Here is a 15,838-nt window from a genome sequence, read left to right as displayed (position 1 = left end):
CTCTCTACCTTGGTCGGCCGATTCGCAAGAGAGGGCGGACCGACGCAAAGCAATTAGAAACATCACGGATATGCAGCACTAGTCGATATAATCAGCTGCGGAATAGAACATCGGATTGCGCAACCAGGCGTTGACGGCGGATTCGCGCCATCCGACGCAGCGGGTGCTGATCCGGATGTTTCCGGGGAACGTGCCGTTCTCCATCTTACGGTACATGGTCGAGCGGCTGAGGCCGGTGCGCTTGAGAACGGTCTGGATCCGGAGGATGTTGTCGGGAGTCTCGGTCTGCATTGGCATCACCTTGCATCATGTGCGGGTTAATGGTGCGCCCCGAGCCAAGGATGCGATCGAGAGTCACGCCGGACAAGGTGCTCTCTGGTGCCAGAGCGGCACTTTGCGGTGCCATGCGGTGAGGTGCGTCAGAAAGGTACCTCGGGTCGGTTGTCGAGAACGGGAGGACGACGTCTCATAGCGTCTCACGCTTCGCGTGACCGCGCTTCTCAAGCCGCGAATCGCGTCGCCGAGTCGTTTGCCACATCTCGGCCCATGCGGGTTGCGATCGCATGACGCGAGGCCGGCGAGTGCCGGCAGCGGGACGCGATATCGATTGAGCGTACACTGACGGACTGCTGCGCAGCCATCAGGGGCCGCAGCGCCTTTGCTTTCCGCGTGGCGCGCTCGATCCGGCCGTAGGGCGCGGCGGCGGCTGGCCCCAAGGCCCGCGCGCACGCCGCCACGACGGCCTGCCGGCTTCGAGAGAGCCGCATTGATGGGCTCCTCGCGGAGCCGGTGCGCTGGCGCGCAGTGGCTGCGGACGCCGCGCCGGGCGCGGCGGCGTTGGCCTCCGGCTTCGATCTGGCGGGATGGGCGTCGCTGCCCTCTAGTCCCGCCGCGGCGTGCCGCAACTTGGGCTTTGCCCAAGTCCTCCTCTTCGTTGCGGCCCTGCGGGTGCAGCCCGCCTCTGCCAGCGGGACTTCCGGTTCGCTCCTGCCGCCCACCCCGCCATTCCGGCGCCGGTTGCGGTGGTTTGAGGAGTAAGGACAATGGAACTCAAGCACATCGATACCGCCAAGCTCTGCATCTCGGCTGCCAACATGCGGGCCAAGCGCAAGGCGGACCTGTCGCACATCCTGCCGTCGATCCGGGCGCGGGGCGTGCTCGTGCCGCTGATCGTGCGGCCCACGAATGACGAGGATCGGTTCGAGATCGTAGCGGGCAAGCGGCGCTACCATGCGGCGCTGGCGGTCGCGGCGGAGAGCGGGGAGGACGAGCCGCTGCCCTGCGCGATCATGGCGGCGGGTGACGACGCGGCGGCGCTGGAAGCTTCGCTGATCGAGAACATCGCGCGGCTGGACCCGGACGAGGTGACCCTGTGGGAGACCTTCACCCGGCTGGTGCGCGAGGGCCGGTCGCCCGAGGATATTGCGCTCACCTTCGGGCTGACTGAGCTTCGGGTGAAACGGACGCTGGCGCTGGGCAATCTGCTGCCCCGCATCCGTGGCCTCTATCGCAAGGGTGAGATCGATGCGGCGACGGTGCGGCATCTGACCCTCGCGTCGAAGGCGCGGCAGCGCGAGTGGCTGGCGTTGCTCGACGACCCGGACGCGTATTGCCCGACCGGCCATCAGCTCAAGGCGTGGCTGTTCGGCGGCGCGTCGATCCCGGTCAGCGCGGCGCTGTTCGATCTGGCCGATTATCCAGACGAGATCGTCTCTGACCTGTTCGGCGAGGAGCGGTATTTTGCGGACAGCGCAACCTTTTGGACCGCGCAGACCGCTGCCGTCGAGGCGAAGGCGGAGAGCTATCGCGAGGCCGGATGGGACGTGACCGTGCTTCCGACCGGCGAGGCCTTCCACAGCTGGGAACATGAGCGTTGTCCCAAGCGCAAGGGCGGCAAGGTGTTCATCGCGGTCGGTTCGCGCGGGGATGTCGCGATCCACGAGGGCTATATCTCCCGCAAGGAAGCGCGTCGGCGCGAGCAGAGCGAAGCCAATCCGGACGGAAAGCCGGTCCGGCCCGAGATCAGCGCACCGATCCAGAACTATGTCGATCTGCACCGGCATGCAGCGGTGCGGGCCGACCTTGCGGGGCAGCCGTCGCTCGCGCTGCGCGTGATGGTGGCGCATGCCATTGTCGGTTCGCCGCTGTGGAATGTCCGGGTGGAGGCGCAGCGTGCCGCCAGCGATGCCATCGCCGAGAGCGTGGAGAACTGCACATCGGAAGCCGTGTTCGACGAGAAGCGGCGGGCGGTGCTGGCGCTGCTCGGGTTCGATCCCGAGACGCCGACCGTCACCGGCGGTTATGAGGGCGAGCACGGGATTGCCGGGCTGTTGATCCGCCTGATCGAGCTTCCCGATCCCGCGGTGCTCGACATCCTCGCCATCGTCATGGCCGAGACGCTTGAAGCGGGAAGCCAGCTCATCGAGCTTCTCGGGTCGCTGGTCGCCACCAGCATGCCGAAGGTCTGGCAGGCCGATGATGTGCTGCTCGACCTGATCAAGGACCGCGAGGTGCTGGGCCATTTGCTGGCCGATGTCGCGGGTGCGCAGGTTGCCACCGCCAACGAGGGCGAGACCGGCAAGGTCAAGCGCAGGATCATCCGCGATTGCCTGAGTGGCGAGAACGGGCGCGATAGGCACGAGGGCTGGGTGCCGAAGTGGATGGCGTTTCCGCCTGCCGCCTACACCGAACGTGGTGGCGTGGGGACCGTCAGCCGCGCCGCCCGGCTCGCTGATCTCCGCATGCCCGCCACCTCTCAGCCTGAGCTGCTGCGGCAAGCCGCCTGAACATATCCGGCGGCCACCGTGCCGCCGGACCCTCCAATATCGGAGGCTCCATGACCGACGATGTGGATCCCGCGACCTTGAAGCGGATCGAGCGGGCGATCCGCAGGCTGCCCCGGCGCCAGCGCCAAGTGTTCAACGCGGTGCGGTTTGACGACCTGAGCTACGTCGACATTGCCGAGCGAACCGGGCTCACCCTCCGCGAGGTCGAGCAGCTGTTTGCGGAGGCGCTGTTCAATATCTCGCGTCATGTCGACCGCCCGCGCCGCTGGTGGCGCTTATGGTGACCCACACCTCAGCCTCGCGGGGCAGCCCCGCGAGGCTGTGCTTTGCTGAAATGCTTCGATAGGATCATGGCACATGCGTACCGACCTCGATCATCTGCCCCCTGCCAAGCAGCGCGAGCTGGAGCGCGTCGTGCAAATCCTCTTCGAGGAGTTCCGCGACGCGACCGCAATCGCGACCTCGGATTGGAAGAAGCAGGCGCGCATCCTCAAGGTCATTCTCTATGGCAGCTATGCGCGCGGCGGATGGGTCGATGAGCCGCACACCGCCAAGGGCTACCAGTCCGATTTTGACCTGCTCGTGATCGTCAACCACCCGAAGCTCACCGACCGCGTGGAGTTCTGGTCATCGGCCGAGGACCGGCTCAACCGCGAGCTGGCGATCACCAAAACGCTTCGCACCCCAGTCAATTTCATCGTGCACACCTTGCAGGAGGTGAACGATGGGCTTGCGCACGGGCGCTATTTCTTCATGGACGTCGCCCGCGATGGGATCGCGCTTTACCAGAGCGACGACACCGAGCTGCACCAGCCCAAGCCGAAAACGCCGAAGCAGGCGCTCGCGATGGCGAGAGAGTATTTTCAGGAGTGGCTTCCGAGCGCGGAAGACTTTCTGCAGGGCTGTCGCGATGCCCGCGCGCGAGGCCGTTCCAAAAAGGCGGCCTTCGATCTTCATCAGGCCACGGAGCGCTTATATCACTGCGTTTTGCTGGTCTGTACCTTCTACACGCCGCATGTTCACAACCTCGGTTTTCTGCGCACACAGGCCGAGCGCATCGATCCGCGCCTGATCGACGCTTGGCCGCGCGACAACCGCGCTGATCGTTCGCGCTTCGAGAAGCTCAAGGAAGCTTATGTGAAAGCGCGATACTCCAAGCACTACCGCATCACCGATGAGGAGCTTGCTTGGCTCAGCGAGCGGGTGGAAGCGCTGGGTCAGGCCGTGCAAGTGATCTGCGAAGAACGCATCGCGGCACTCGAACACAGCGCCGCCGCTTAGATCAGCATTTTCCGGTGCCTTTCATCGCAAAGTGGTCTCGCGCGATGACCGCTGGTGGGCCGCTAGCCGCCAGTCTGCTTTCCGATGGACGGCTGCGAAAAGCGGACATCAGCAGCATCAGCGGTTCGGACTACGGACGGAGCGAGATGGGCGGTCAGCTGCGGATCATCTTTTAGGGACAGTGACCAGATAGCTGCCCTTCCGCCGCCGTGATAGTTCGCTGAGTGAAGCCAAAGCGACATTAGATTTCCAAGCATGAAGAACCCGGATAGGCTCATCTGATGTCCGAAGATCTATTCAGCAACTTGCTAAGCGAAGAGAGCACCGACGACGCCCGAGCAGGCAGCAGTTCGCCCTATGGGGAAGCCCGCTTCGTCGTTTCGCGAAAGAATAATCAGGTCAGTGCTTCGATCCGGGCGTCGGACGCTTTGGTTCGAGGAGTAGCAGCGCAATACCACGAGGGCGAGGAGCCCGAGCCACGCACTGCGCTTCAAATCGACTTCGATGCCCAGACGATAAGCATTTTCCCACAGCTCATCTATTTCTCCGACCGACTTTACGGGCAAAAGTATCGCAGCATCCGTGAAATCCAGATTCCGTTACCGGAACACGTGGAGATTCCCGACGAGCATTTCGGCGTCGTCGACGTTATGCAGGGCATCCTGATGGGATTTATCAAAGACCCGTCATTCGGCCTTGGCGTTGTCAAGGAGATGCGCCCGCTCATTAACTCGGTGGAGAAAATCAAAGGTGTTACTCGACTGGTGCTTGCGCTCGATGAACGTACCCGCGTTGAGGGCGACACCTTCTATCTGGAGTTGGAAGAATACAACGCCCTGAGGAACGGCATGAACCGTATCGCACGGGTGCACCAAGCCGAAAGCCTCACTGAGCGCGAAATAATGGCGCACAACGCTTCTATCCATCTCGCTCAACCCGGCCAATTCGAGTTCAAGGAGCGCCCCTATAAACCGGGCACTGTCTTCAAGCTACTAGGCGGCAACAAGAGTTCAGTTGTTAACTTGCGCGGCAAAGACCGTTTAGGTCTGATCAATGCATTGGCCAGTAATGCGGAAGCCATAGCGCGCCGCGATCCAAAGGAGTTTGTGCAGCTTCAGAAAGACATTGAGGTAGTGGGCCTCGATCGGCTCATCGCGTCATTTGAATCACATATGCGGCGCAATAGCATCGAGAGTGCATGGCAGAGATTGCTGGAACTCAACCCATTTCTTCTCTCGATGCTATTTGGTCAGCCCATTGTGATCCTCCGACCAAGCGCATCTGTGGGCGGGCAAACGTTCGATGGCAGTGGCACGAAAATCGCTGACTTCCTTGCGGCCAACCCCCTGACCCACAATGCGGCTTTGGTTGAGATAAAGCGGCCGAAGACCCCTCTGCTCGGCAGTGAATATCGCGGAGGCGTTCATCCCCCTTCGCGTGAGCTAATGGGTTCGGTATCCCAGGTGCTCGATCAGCGTCTCAAGCTACTCACCAACATCGCTCAGACTCGCTATAACAGTAAGATCAATGATCTTGATGTGTCGGCGGTGGAGTGCGTTGTCCTGGCGGGACGGACGCCACCCACCGAGGCGGAAATCACCTCATTCGAATTGATCCGAAGCCAGTTCAAGGACGTGCGTGTCATCACGTTTGACGAACTGCTGGAACGGTTGAGATTACTCCGCGAACTTCTGGCCGGCGAGAGATATGTTTCGGAATTAGACGAAGAGGACGACCAGGATTGGGACAATATTTTCGAGTCGGACGAGGCCAATGGATGGGACGAGTCTGATGACGAAGATCGCGACCCTCCCCACTAGATAGGGCACTAGACTATTTTGGCACTTGCAGTAATCGGAACGAGCTCCTTGATGGTGAGCTTCAGGGGCGCATTTTTCCATCATGCTCCGCCGACCTATAGTTGGTCTGGGGAGGACTGTGTTGCCACAGTCCTCCCATCGGAAGATATATGGCCGTGCTAGGGGGATTATGAGAATAGCGCTTCTCGAAATTGAAAATTTTCGTGGGATTAGGTCGGGAAAGGTGGTCTTCGGGGACCACTCGGTTTTGATCGGACCTAATAACAGCGGTAAGACAACCGTGGTCGAGGCACTGGCCTTAGTCCTTGGACGAGACCGTCTCGTCCGGTCGTTGACAGAGCACGATTTCTTTGGCTCCGATCCGGCCGCGAACGACCGCCTCAAGATAGTTGCGACAGTGATCGGATTTGGAACCGAAGACCCCGCCGATCATCCGGACTGGTTTCGCGATGGGCGGGGGGTGCCTTTTTGGTTCGACCCCGCGACGGAAGGCGTCGTTCCGGAGCGGGCGAATGACACCCAGACCCTAGCGTGCCAGATCATCTTTTCCGCGCGCTTCGATCGTGACTCCTTGGAGGTGGAAACCGCGCGGCATTTTGCCGATGCGGACGATATCGACGTGTTCGGCGAAGAAAGCTTCGTTTCTGTTTCACCCAAACTCATTCGGGAACTCGGGCTGTTCATCATGCCCGCTAGCCGAACATGGGACCGGATGCTGTCATTCAGCTCCGAACTATTCCGACGGGTCGTTCGATCAGCCGATGGCATGCCATCGGATACCGTCCTGGAGGAGCGCGATCGCTTGCGCGATCCTGAAAACAAGCTCGACGAGGATCCACGATTCAAGCCGATCGTCGATGCGGTCAATGACGAGATGTCTCGCCTCATGGGCGATGGCGTCTCCGCACTGCGCCTCCGCCTCACATCAACCGACAGCGTCGGCGTCCTCGAAGCGATCGCACCACATTTCTCGAACGCGGCCCAGTTGCCGGTTCCGTCCAAGCGGCAGGGGAATGGGCTCATTTCGCTGCAAAGCCTCTTTCTCCTCCTCCATTTTGCGCAAAAACGGATCGAGGAGGGCGGCAGCTTCATGATGGCGCTTGAGGAGCCGGAGCTGCATTTGCCACCAAGCGTGCAGCGCAGAATCCTGGCCCGACTCCAGGCGCTTTCGACCCAGACGATTGTCACGACGCATTCGCCGCTCATCTCCGCCTATTGCGAGCCGACCTCACTTCTCATCGTTCGAAATGACGCGGGCTCCCTCAACGCCAAGCCGCTTCTTAGGGCGCCTCTCGCCGCGGACGTCTCCAACGGCGTTCGTAAGCTCTTCCAGATCAACCGGATCGAGACGGCTGCTGCCATGATGAGCGACAGGGTGCTCGTGCCCGAAGGCCGGTTCGACTTCGAATGGCTCGATCTGCTGCTGCGAGTGGTCGAACTGGGCGACGGCGGTGAGATCAATTGCTCGTTCGGAAGCCACGTCGGCGTCATCCCGACTCATGATTCGTGCGTCGAAGTGACATGCGCTTCTCTCTCTCGCGGTCATCCCCATGTTATCGCCTTGGTTGACGGAGACCCCGCTGGACACGATTACTCGACCGCCCTCGTTCAAGCCCAGACCTGTGGGGCGATCCTGCGTTGGCCCGATGGCTGGACGATTGAGGATGCTATCGCTTGGACAATACAGGCGGACGAAGGGGCAGTGCTGGCCATTCTCAATACCGATCTCCCGACTGCTCCCGGCGACCTCGCAACGCTGATCATTCGCCTGAAGGCGAAACGAAGCGGGGTCGAGCCAAATGGACTGAAAGACGATCGGATCGCTCACGAGACGATCGCCAATGCGCTGGCGCGCCGGACCGCCTGCAGAAATCGAGCTGCGCAAATTCTTCAGGGCATTGCCGACGTCGCCTGCGAGAAGCCTACGGCTCGGTTCGTCCATCAGAACCAGGGGCAGGCGGTGCCGATCATGGTGTTCGTGCCGTGACGATGACCGCGTTCGAAGGACCGGCGGGTTGCGGCAAGACGCATCGGCTGATGGACGAACTTGTCGCTGCCCTTGAACGCGAGCCGCTGGAATCACATCAGCGCGTGCTTGCAGTGACGTTCATGCACGGCTCCCGGCGCCGGCTGGAAAGCCGCCTCTCGATGATCGAGCCGCTCCGGGGTCGCTACGAAGCGGTCGTGCTGGATGGATTCGCTTGGTGCTTGATCCAACGCTGGCGCAGGCTGATCGCCCATCTTGGGTTCGCCGTGCCGCGGGAACGTGATTTCGATGCCTGCTGCGCGATAGCGGCCCGGCTCGTAGCTATCCCGATCGTCGCGCAGTGGGTAAAATCCTCCTTCCCAATCATGATTGTCGACGAGGCGCAGGACCTGTGCGCCAACCGTACCGCGATCGTTTCAGCCCTTTCGGCCACGGTCACCGTGATCCTGGCGTTCGACGAATTCCAATGCCTCGCGCCCGAACTTCGCCCCGTTCCTATTAAAGCATGGCTCGCGGAGAACGCGCCTCCAGCTACGTTGCAAGGCAATCGACGGACGAACATTGCTCAGTTGCTTGCCGCTGCCGATGCTGTCCGGCAAGGATTGGCCATTCCTGATGGAGGCCGTGAGTTTCGCCTCACCGCTGCGCCAAGCTTGCCATTGATGGCGACATGGTTGGCCAATGCTGTGAGGTTTCGGCGAAATGGTGGAACTCTAGCAGTCCTGACACCGTCCCGCGGGGGGCCTGCCGCAGCTGCCGTTGCCCGCGTTGCGACTGGACCGATTGGACGTCAGCAGAGCGGCCCCTTCACCATCAGTTGGGAAAACAGCGACGCGGAGGATCTCGACGGTATCTGGAACCGCGTCGCGCTTAACGGACAATGCCAGATCAACGACGCGATCGCAGCTCTGCACGAGGTCCGCGCCGACCCGATACTACTGCGGACAAGAGATTGGCTAAAGAGCAAGGAGCGCACTTCTGGCATTACCCACATAGCCGCAGCCGAAGTCCGTGCTCAAGTCGAACGGCTGGTAACACGGCGACGCCAGTTTGGCGGCCGGCGCGATCCAACTTTGTCCGCGATGACAATCCATCAGGCTAAAAACCGTGAGTTTGATCACGTGGTCGTGATCTGGCCGCACCGAGTCCCCAACGGTGATGATCAACGGCGGCGGCTTCTCTATAACGCGATCACGCGGGCGCGTCGCAGCTGCACCGTCCTCGTCCAGGCGCAGCAGTTGCTGGATGGCGCCCCATTCGCGCCGACACCGGCGGCCACATAACGTACAAGGACTGACAGCCTTGAATCTAAGTTCCCAAATCCCTGGTTCGGGGGCAAGGTTGTTAAGCGCATCAATGAACGGCAGCTTCTGGGATAAGCAACGATGTCTCTGAACGGCTGAGATTGGGGCGCTTAGTTGCCGCGGGAACGACGATTTTCATCGGCGACTGATTGCTCAAAGGCGCGTTTTCCGCGCCGCCGCCATAGTGCAATTGCCTGTTCGCGGCGTTCGCTCCGCAGCGTCGCAGCGGCTTCAATCATGAGTCCGAGCATTACTGCTCGATCATCGTCTGTTAGCTCGACCAGATTCGCCTTGGCGACGAGACCGCCAAGTTCGATCAGCTGGCGCGTTCGCTCGCGGCGCTTCACAGCCCAGACGCGCGTGTCATGCCGCGCCCGGGTCAGTTGCATCCGGTTGCGCGCCGCCTGCGCGCGCCGCAGCGCCGCGACCGTTGCGGCGATTGCCGTCGCCATCGCCGCGCGATCCTTGAAAGAACGCGGCGCCGCGCTTGCGCCAGTTCTCCTTCGCCGTGGGGTCAGCGCTCGACGCTGCGATGAGCAAGGCGCCCGCTAGTTGATCGAGCGGGATCGCGTCGGCGCCGCACGCGACCACCAGCTCGCCGAGCTGCTGGACCTTGCGAACCTTGAGACGCTTGGCCTTGTCATCGAGTGCTCTGAGTTCCGCGTCATAGTCGCGAGGTTTGCGCATGGGTCTGTCCTCTATAGTGCGATGAGGACAGTCCAGTTATCGGAGCGCTCGATCAGCGTAAATCCCCTGAAACGCAGTGGGATTCTGCAGTCCCGAGAAAGATGAATTCTTTCGAGGGCGCGCTTATACGTCGTGCCGACGTGCCGCTTGAAGTGTAGATGGTGTGATCGCCATGGCGATCTACCACTTCTCAGCCAAGATCATCTCCCGCGCCAACGGGTCGTCCGCGCTCGCGTCCGCCGCCTATCGCTCGGCGTCGCGGCTCTATGACGAGCGGCTCGATCGCCACCACGACTTCTCGAACAAGGCCGGCGTCGTTCACTCCGAGGTGATGTTGCCGGACGGTGCACCCGAGCATCTCTCCGATCGCGAGAAACTCTGGAACGCGGTCGAGGCGGCAGAGAAGCGGATCGACTCGCAGCTGGCGCGTGAGGTCGAGTTCGCGATCCCGCGCGAGCTATCCCCAGAAAGGGGGATTGACCTCGCCCGCGAGTTTGTTCGGCGCGAATTCGTCGATCGTGGGATGATCGCCGACCTCAATGTGCATTGGGACATCGGTGCGGATGGGCTGGCGAAGCCGCACGCGCACGTGATGCTGACATTGCGCGACGTCGGCGAGGATGGGTTCGGCAAGAAGAACCGCGACTGGAACCGGACCGACCTGCTGGAGAAATGGCGCGAGCGCTGGGCCGAACACGTCAACCAGCGTCTTGCCGAACTCGATATCGATGCGCGCATCGATCACCGGTCGATCCAGGCGCAAGGGATCGAGCTGGAGCCACAGGACAAAATCGGCCCGGCCGCGTCGCGCATGGCGGCGCAGGGTCTGGCGTCCGAGCGGCTCGACGAGCATCACGCCATCGCTCGTGCCAATGGCGAAAAGCTGCTGGCAAATCCGGCGCTGGCGATCGACGCGATCACCCACAATCAGGCGACCTTCACCACGCGCGACCTGGCGATGTTCGTGCATCGCCATAGTGAAGGTAAGGAACAGTTCGATCGCGTCATGGCGGCGGTGAAGGCCGCGCCCGAACTGGTTGCGCTCGGCAAGGACGGACGCGGCGAGCCGCGCTTCACCAGCCGCGCGATGATCGAGACCGAGCAGCGGCTCGAGTGCGCGACCAGCGTCATGGCGAATCGCGATCGTCACGCCGCGCTGGATCGGCATCGCGACGCTGCCCTGGCGCGAGCCGCGGCGGGGGGAATGATCCTCTCGACCGAGCAGCGGTCGGCGCTCGAGCATGTTACTGAGGCGAAGGGCCTTGGCGTCGTCATCGGCTACGCCGGTACCGGAAAGTCGGCGATGCTCGGCGTTGCCCGCGACACATGGGAGAGTGCTGGCTATTCGGTCCGGGGTGCTGCGTTGTCCGGCATCGCCGCTGAAAATCTGGAGAGTGGATCGGGCATCGCGTCGCGCACCATCGCGAGCATGGAACATCAATGGGCGCAAGGTCGCAAGTTGCTGACCGACCGCGACGTGCTTGTCATCGATGAAGCCGGGATGATCGGCACGCGCCAGATGGAGCGGGTGATCAGCGAAGCGCAGAGGCGCGGCGCCAAGATCGTGCTGGTCGGCGATCCCGAGCAGCTTCAGGCAATCGAAGCCGGCGCGGCGTTCCGCGCCACGGCCGAGCGTCACGGCTGCGTCGAGATCACCCAGATTCGCCGTCAGCGCGAGGATTGGCAGCGTGATGCGACCCGCCAGCTCGCGACCGGCCGAACGGCCGAAGCGATTACGGCATATGAAGAGCGTGGGCGCATTCACGCAACCGACACCCGCGATCAGGCGAGAGGCGAGCTGATCGAGCGTTGGGATCGAGATCGCCGCGCTTCGCCCGGCGCCACCCGGATCATCCTCACCCACACCAACGACGAGGTCCGCGCGCTCAATATCGCGGCACGCGAGCGGCTGCGTTCGCGTGGGGAGCTTGGCGGGGATGTCACGGTTAGCGCCGAGCGCGGAGAGCGGGTGCTCGCGGCCGGAGACCGTGTGATGTTCCTGCGCAATGAGAGCAGTCTGGGCGTGAAGAACGGGACGCTCGGCAAGGTGGAGTCGCTCACGCCGGCGCGGATGGCGGTGATGCTCGACGATGGCCGCGCGGTCGTGTTCGACGTGAAGGATTATGCCAGCATCGATCACGGCTACGCCGCGACAGTGCACAAGGCGCAGGGCGTGACCGTTGATCGCGTCCATGTGCTCGCCACGCCCGGGCTTGACCGGCATGCCGCCTATGTCGCGCTGTCGCGGCATCGCGATGCGGTTGATGTCCACTATGGACGGGACGATTTCGCCGATCCGGGCAGGTTGGTGCGTGCGCTGTCGCGCGAGCGCGGCAAGGATATGGCGTCGGATTACCAGCGAGTGCCGGAACCGGCGCATGTACCATCGCCGCCGCGCACTCCGTTCGCCGGCTTGAAACTTGGACGTGCACCTGCGGCCGAGCCACAGGCGACATCGCTCGATAAGGCGGTCGAACGCTATGCCCGCGCCGCCGCGGACATCCTGCGCATGCGCGCTCGCGGCATGGATGAGCTTCCGCACCAGCGAACCGCTTTCGCCCAGGCGGGCAGGGAACTGGATGCGATCCGGCCGGATGCGGCGCGCGATCTGCGCAGCGCGTTCAATGCGGATCACGGGCTCATCGATCAGGCGGCGAACGGCAGGAGCGCGGCGGCGATCCGCGCGATGGCGCTGGAAGCCGAGCTGCGGATCGACGGTGCCCGGCGCGCCGATCAGTTCGTCGCTGCCTGGCAGTACAACGTGCGCCGGCTCCATGCTCATGAGCGCAGCGGCGACTATGACGCCGGCGACCGGGTCAGGAGCAATCTCACGGACATGGCGAAGAGCCTGCACCGCGACCCGCAGCTCGAGTCGCTGCTGCGGAATCGGGTGAAAGACCTCGGAATCGGCAAGCTCAGTGGGGGGGCACTTTCCCACGAGCTCCTGAATAGTCCCGGCCTCTCGCGTGGGCGGGGATTGAGCCGTTAGGCTCGCCCCGTGACCAACGAATCCACTCAAACCGCCCCTGCAGATGATCCGACCGCTGCGTTCGAGGAGCTGCGCAGAGCTGTCAGCCTGACACGCGCTGCGGTCGAAGGACTGACCGCCGCACGCGAGCGTATCCCCGACTATAGCGACACGCTTGGCGAGATGCTCGCGGTGCAAAAGGGTGCCGACGACCGCCTGAGCCGGATCGAGCGCAGCCCTGCCATCAGCCTCTCACCGGCTGTGATGGCGGCCGAGATCGTCAAGGCCAGCGAAGCTGCGCGTGCGGCGGACCGGAAGCAGATGCATGACGTCCGCGACGAGATGATTCGGGCCATTGGCCGGCTCGACACGATGGTCGATCACGGCCGGGCTGCACACCATCAGCGCCGCTTGCTTATCTCCACCGGTATCGGTGCCGCGGCGGGCGCGATGCTGTTGATGGCTATTCTGCCGGGCGCTGTCGCCAGATCGCTCCCGGAAAGCTGGCATATACCGGAGTGGATGGCTGCCAGAACGATAGGGCTCGATCAACGAGAGGCCGGCGAAAGAATGGTTGCAACTTCTCGTCCGAAACAAGCAAAACGCGGCAGGTAAGCGCCCGATAGCGATCGTTAGATCGGCCCACCGGCGATCCCACAAGCCGCTGCCCTAACCTTGCTCGAACAGCCGCATGCCTGTCTGCGGCGCGAACTTGTCGAAAACGTCTTGTTCTTCTTCCTCGTCCCGTCCCCAACGCGGCGATGCGTTATCGAGATGGAGGAGCGAGATCGTGAAATCATATTGGTCAGACAGCAGCGCCATTTCCTCGCAAGGATCGTGAAGCCACACGTCTGCCTCGTGCGGCAGGACGCCCTTGCTTTTCACGAGCAGGTCAGAACGGACTGCGAGAGATGTCGATGGAACGGCAATCGGGGGGCGACCACTTGTTTTGAAATAGGCTCCGGTCTTGAGGGCGGACGCACTTGAGCGCGACCACAAAATATATCCATCGCGGGATACGACGAGAACCGCGCGCCTTTCCGTATATTCGAGCCACCGCAGGGCCGCAGCGATCAGGGAGACGCGGTAGCGATCGGCACAGGTGCCAAGATCATCCAAAGAAGGTTTGCTGCGTCCGTCGATCTGACGGCGGAAATCATCAAGCGGCATGAGGAGCCCGGCGGCAAAGACATTCGCCTCATGCTCGATCTCGGCATATTCGCTATCCCAACGCACCATGTCCTGAGGGCGGCATTCGAGCCCGTCCGGGAATAGCAATCGGTGCAGCAGATAATGGCCGAGTTCGTGGCCAAGGGTGAAATTGATCCGCCCCGGTGAGGTGATCGCGTCGTTATATAGAATTCCCCAGCCCTTTTTGCCGGGAGGGGCCTTGTATAGGCCCCCATCGAAATTCGGCAGCGCATCACCCTTGACCAGGGTTATCGGATCTTCGGGAAAAAACTGGTTCGAATAATCCTTTGCGACTGTCGCTACATTGACCGGAAAACGGTCGGGGCCTGTCCCAAACGCCGCATTGAGCAAACGAGTTAGATCGTTAGCAGCGCGGTGCGGGGACAGACGCGTGGTCATTCATCGTCCCCCCAAAGCTTCACCATCTGGCGTATCTTGGTCTTGGTGGCGGCGTCCATCTTTCGATAGTCACGATAAAAACGGGCATCCGCTGCGTCTTCTTCGGTCACCGTGTCACCTTCGTCGAGAAGAAATTCGAGCGTGGTGTCGAGTTTCTCGGCGATCTTGGCCAGCTTTTCTGCCGATGGCCGCGGCGGGTTCTTGTTCTCCAGTTCCCAGATGTAGCTTTTGCTCGAATCGGTCAGGTCGGCAAGCGCGTCCAGCGTCAGCCCTTTTTCCTTCCGAAGTTTCCGAATCTTATCCCCCAGCATGTTCGGCAACGCGACCTATCTCCTTGATTTTTCGTTGTTCGGTGTAGGCGCACTTTACGCACTTGACTGCCGAATGGCAATCGCGCATTTTGTTCGGTGTAGCGGTACTAAATATACCGAAACGAAGGAAGGAAAGTCGAATGAGCAAAGGGCGTGATACGCACCATGTGGTGCCCAACAAGGACGGCGGCTGGGACGTGAAGCGCGGCGGCGGTGAACGGTCCAGCGGTCATTTCGATACCAAGCAGGCCGCCGTCGATCGCGGGCGGGAGATCAGCCGGAACGCGGGGACTGAGTTCGTCATCCACAATCGCGACGGCAAGATCGCCAGCAGCGACAGCCACGGCAACGATCCTAACCCGCCGAAAGGTTAAGCAACGAAGCCGCAGCAAAAGCTGCGGCTTCTTTTTTGGAGAAGCAAATGTTCAGGAAGATTCGCCCCCCGCGTCCACCCAAGCCGATTGATCGGATGCAAAACATGAAGACGTTGCGCCCATTGGGAAAGACCAAGTGGATCAAGGCGCACTGGCGCTACGACTATGATCGCCGCCAGTGGGAATGGGTCCTCGGCCACTGGTCAAAGTGAGGAAGACATGAAAATCACAGGGTTAGACAAGCTGCAGCGGACGCTCTCCGATGCCAGCAAGGTTCTTGGTTCGATGGACGGCACCATCGCCCAACTTCGGTTCAATCCCAATGATCCAGCCAGTGTCGAAGAGGCGGTTCGCGAGATGGAACGTGCGATTGACGCGAAAACGGCCGGATACTCAAGCAACCCGCTGATCCGTAATGTCGCAGCGCAGATGAAGGTGACCTATGCCGCGGCGATCAGGGCCAAGGCTGACCAGTCCCGAGACGCCGGAGCTGCTAATCTCGCTGATGAGCCGAAGCCTGCCGCGCCGGCTTTCCCGGTAAACGTCCCGGGCAGGGGCGCGCGTCGTGAGGGCGATTGGAGACACAGATAAGATCCCCGCAAAGCGCCTGGCGGGACTCGCGCTTGGCGTCAAAGATAAGCAGCAGCGAAGAATGCGCTATTGTACTAAGCGCAATCCAGGTATCGATGGCCGGCAACATTTTGGGGGTTAACTCATCGAAGGCGTCACC

15 protein-coding genes are annotated in these 15,838 nt (G+C 61.8%); 10 read left to right on the top strand and 5 right to left on the bottom strand.

Features of this window, described 5'->3' with window-relative positions:
- Window positions 1-78: 78 nt before the first annotated feature.
- Complete coding sequence (locus MT490_RS13255) at window positions 79-291, bottom strand: AlpA family phage regulatory protein (protein WP_297388440.1); 213 nt, start codon at window positions 289-291, stop codon at window positions 79-81.
- Between the two features lie 752 nt (window positions 292-1,043).
- Here MT490_RS13255 and MT490_RS13250 point away from each other — a divergent pair.
- From MT490_RS13250 to MT490_RS13225, 6 genes are all read left to right on the top strand, one after another.
- Complete coding sequence (locus MT490_RS13250; protein ID WP_297388437.1) at window positions 1,044-2,786, top strand: ParB N-terminal domain-containing protein; 1,743 nt, start codon at window positions 1,044-1,046, stop codon at window positions 2,784-2,786.
- Between the two features lie 50 nt (window positions 2,787-2,836).
- A complete protein-coding gene (locus MT490_RS13245; RefSeq protein ID WP_297388434.1) occupies window positions 2,837-3,070 on the top strand; it encodes a sigma-70 region 4 domain-containing protein in 234 nt (77 codons plus the stop codon).
- 73 nt (window positions 3,071-3,143) lie between these two features.
- Complete coding sequence (locus MT490_RS13240; RefSeq protein WP_297388431.1) at window positions 3,144-4,067, top strand: nucleotidyltransferase and HEPN domain-containing protein; 924 nt, start codon at window positions 3,144-3,146, stop codon at window positions 4,065-4,067.
- A 281-nt stretch (window positions 4,068-4,348) separates the two neighbouring features.
- A complete protein-coding gene (locus MT490_RS13235) occupies window positions 4,349-5,887 on the top strand; it encodes a Shedu immune nuclease family protein (protein WP_297388429.1) in 1,539 nt (512 codons plus the stop codon).
- A gap of 82 nt (window positions 5,888-5,969) precedes the next feature.
- A complete protein-coding gene (locus MT490_RS13230; protein ID WP_363321750.1) occupies window positions 5,970-7,874 on the top strand; it encodes an AAA family ATPase in 1,905 nt (634 codons plus the stop codon).
- 2 nt (window positions 7,875-7,876) lie between these two features.
- Window positions 7,877-9,157, top strand: a complete 1,281-nt coding sequence (locus tag MT490_RS13225; protein ID WP_297388423.1) for an ATP-dependent helicase — start codon at window positions 7,877-7,879, stop codon at window positions 9,155-9,157.
- 131 nt (window positions 9,158-9,288) lie between these two features.
- Here the strand turns inward: MT490_RS13225 and MT490_RS13220 are convergent, their stop codons facing one another.
- Window positions 9,289-9,630: a conjugal transfer protein TraD gene (locus MT490_RS13220; protein ID WP_297388420.1), complete on the bottom strand. Its 342-nt coding sequence runs from the start codon at window positions 9,628-9,630 to the stop codon at window positions 9,289-9,291.
- A complete protein-coding gene (locus MT490_RS13215; protein WP_297388417.1) occupies window positions 9,542-9,865 on the bottom strand; it encodes a conjugal transfer protein TraD in 324 nt (107 codons plus the stop codon). Before MT490_RS13215 ends, MT490_RS13220 begins: the two co-directional genes overlap by 89 nt.
- 172 nt (window positions 9,866-10,037) lie before the next feature.
- Here MT490_RS13215 and traA point away from each other — a divergent pair, with 172 nt between their 5' ends.
- A complete protein-coding gene (gene traA / locus MT490_RS13210) occupies window positions 10,038-12,854 on the top strand; it encodes a Ti-type conjugative transfer relaxase TraA (protein WP_297388414.1) in 2,817 nt (938 codons plus the stop codon).
- A gap of 9 nt (window positions 12,855-12,863) precedes the next feature.
- Window positions 12,864-13,448 carry a DUF6118 family protein gene (locus tag MT490_RS13205; RefSeq protein ID WP_297388412.1) on the top strand — a complete coding sequence of 195 codons (585 nt, stop codon included), beginning with the start codon at window positions 12,864-12,866 and terminating at the stop codon, window positions 13,446-13,448.
- 54 nt (window positions 13,449-13,502) lie between these two features.
- On the opposite strand, the gene MT490_RS13200 is transcribed toward MT490_RS13205, so the two are convergent.
- Together MT490_RS13200 and MT490_RS13195 are read right to left on the bottom strand one after the other, a co-directional pair.
- On the bottom strand, window positions 13,503-14,423 hold the full coding sequence (locus MT490_RS13200; RefSeq protein ID WP_297388410.1) for an ImmA/IrrE family metallo-endopeptidase: 921 nt from the start codon (window positions 14,421-14,423) through the stop codon (window positions 13,503-13,505).
- Window positions 14,420-14,734: a helix-turn-helix transcriptional regulator gene (locus tag MT490_RS13195; protein WP_297388482.1), complete on the bottom strand. Its 315-nt coding sequence runs from the start codon at window positions 14,732-14,734 to the stop codon at window positions 14,420-14,422. Before MT490_RS13195 ends, MT490_RS13200 begins: the two co-directional genes overlap by 4 nt.
- Before the next feature lie 140 nt (window positions 14,735-14,874).
- Between MT490_RS13195 and MT490_RS13190 the strand changes: the two genes are divergently transcribed.
- Together MT490_RS13190 and MT490_RS13185 are read left to right on the top strand one after the other, a co-directional pair.
- Window positions 14,875-15,108, top strand: coding sequence for a DUF2188 domain-containing protein (locus tag MT490_RS13190; RefSeq protein ID WP_297388407.1), 234 nt, complete (start codon window positions 14,875-14,877; stop codon window positions 15,106-15,108).
- A 219-nt stretch (window positions 15,109-15,327) separates the two neighbouring features.
- Window positions 15,328-15,699, top strand: a complete 372-nt coding sequence (locus MT490_RS13185; protein WP_297388404.1) for a hypothetical protein — start codon at window positions 15,328-15,330, stop codon at window positions 15,697-15,699.
- Window positions 15,700-15,838 lie beyond the last annotated feature (139 nt).

Source organism: Sphingomonas sp., from assembly GCF_026460985.1.
GTDB lineage: Bacteria > Pseudomonadota > Alphaproteobacteria > Sphingomonadales > Sphingomonadaceae > Sphingomonas.
The sequence above is the reverse complement of the archived record's forward strand: the minus strand, read 5'-3'. Positions and strand labels throughout refer to the sequence as shown.

Excerpts from the sequence above, each read along its gene's own strand:
- MT490_RS13235 (WP_297388429.1), top strand. The coding sequence starts at position 4,349 with ATGTCCGAAGATCTATTCAGCAACTTGCTAAGCGAAGAGAGCACCGAC.
- MT490_RS13220 (WP_297388420.1), bottom strand. The coding sequence starts at position 9,630 with ATGGCGACGGCAATCGCCGCAACGGTCGCGGCGCTGCGGCGCGCGCAG.
- MT490_RS13255 (WP_297388440.1), bottom strand. The coding sequence starts at position 291 with ATGCAGACCGAGACTCCCGACAACATCCTCCGGATCCAGACCGTTCTC.
- MT490_RS13195 (WP_297388482.1), bottom strand. The coding sequence starts at position 14,734 with ATGCTGGGGGATAAGATTCGGAAACTTCGGAAGGAAAAAGGGCTGACG.
- MT490_RS13240 (WP_297388431.1), top strand. The coding sequence starts at position 3,144 with ATGCGTACCGACCTCGATCATCTGCCCCCTGCCAAGCAGCGCGAGCTG.
- MT490_RS13185 (WP_297388404.1), top strand. The coding sequence starts at position 15,328 with ATGAAAATCACAGGGTTAGACAAGCTGCAGCGGACGCTCTCCGATGCC.
- MT490_RS13225 (WP_297388423.1), top strand. The coding sequence starts at position 7,877 with ATGACCGCGTTCGAAGGACCGGCGGGTTGCGGCAAGACGCATCGGCTG.
- MT490_RS13230 (WP_363321750.1), top strand. The coding sequence starts at position 5,970 with ATGCTCCGCCGACCTATAGTTGGTCTGGGGAGGACTGTGTTGCCACAG.
- MT490_RS13190 (WP_297388407.1), top strand. The coding sequence starts at position 14,875 with ATGAGCAAAGGGCGTGATACGCACCATGTGGTGCCCAACAAGGACGGC.
- MT490_RS13245 (WP_297388434.1), top strand. The coding sequence starts at position 2,837 with ATGACCGACGATGTGGATCCCGCGACCTTGAAGCGGATCGAGCGGGCG.
- MT490_RS13250 (WP_297388437.1), top strand. The coding sequence starts at position 1,044 with ATGGAACTCAAGCACATCGATACCGCCAAGCTCTGCATCTCGGCTGCC.
- MT490_RS13200 (WP_297388410.1), bottom strand. The coding sequence starts at position 14,423 with ATGACCACGCGTCTGTCCCCGCACCGCGCTGCTAACGATCTAACTCGT.
- MT490_RS13215 (WP_297388417.1), bottom strand. The coding sequence starts at position 9,865 with ATGCGCAAACCTCGCGACTATGACGCGGAACTCAGAGCACTCGATGAC.
- traA (WP_297388414.1), top strand. The coding sequence starts at position 10,038 with ATGGCGATCTACCACTTCTCAGCCAAGATCATCTCCCGCGCCAACGGG.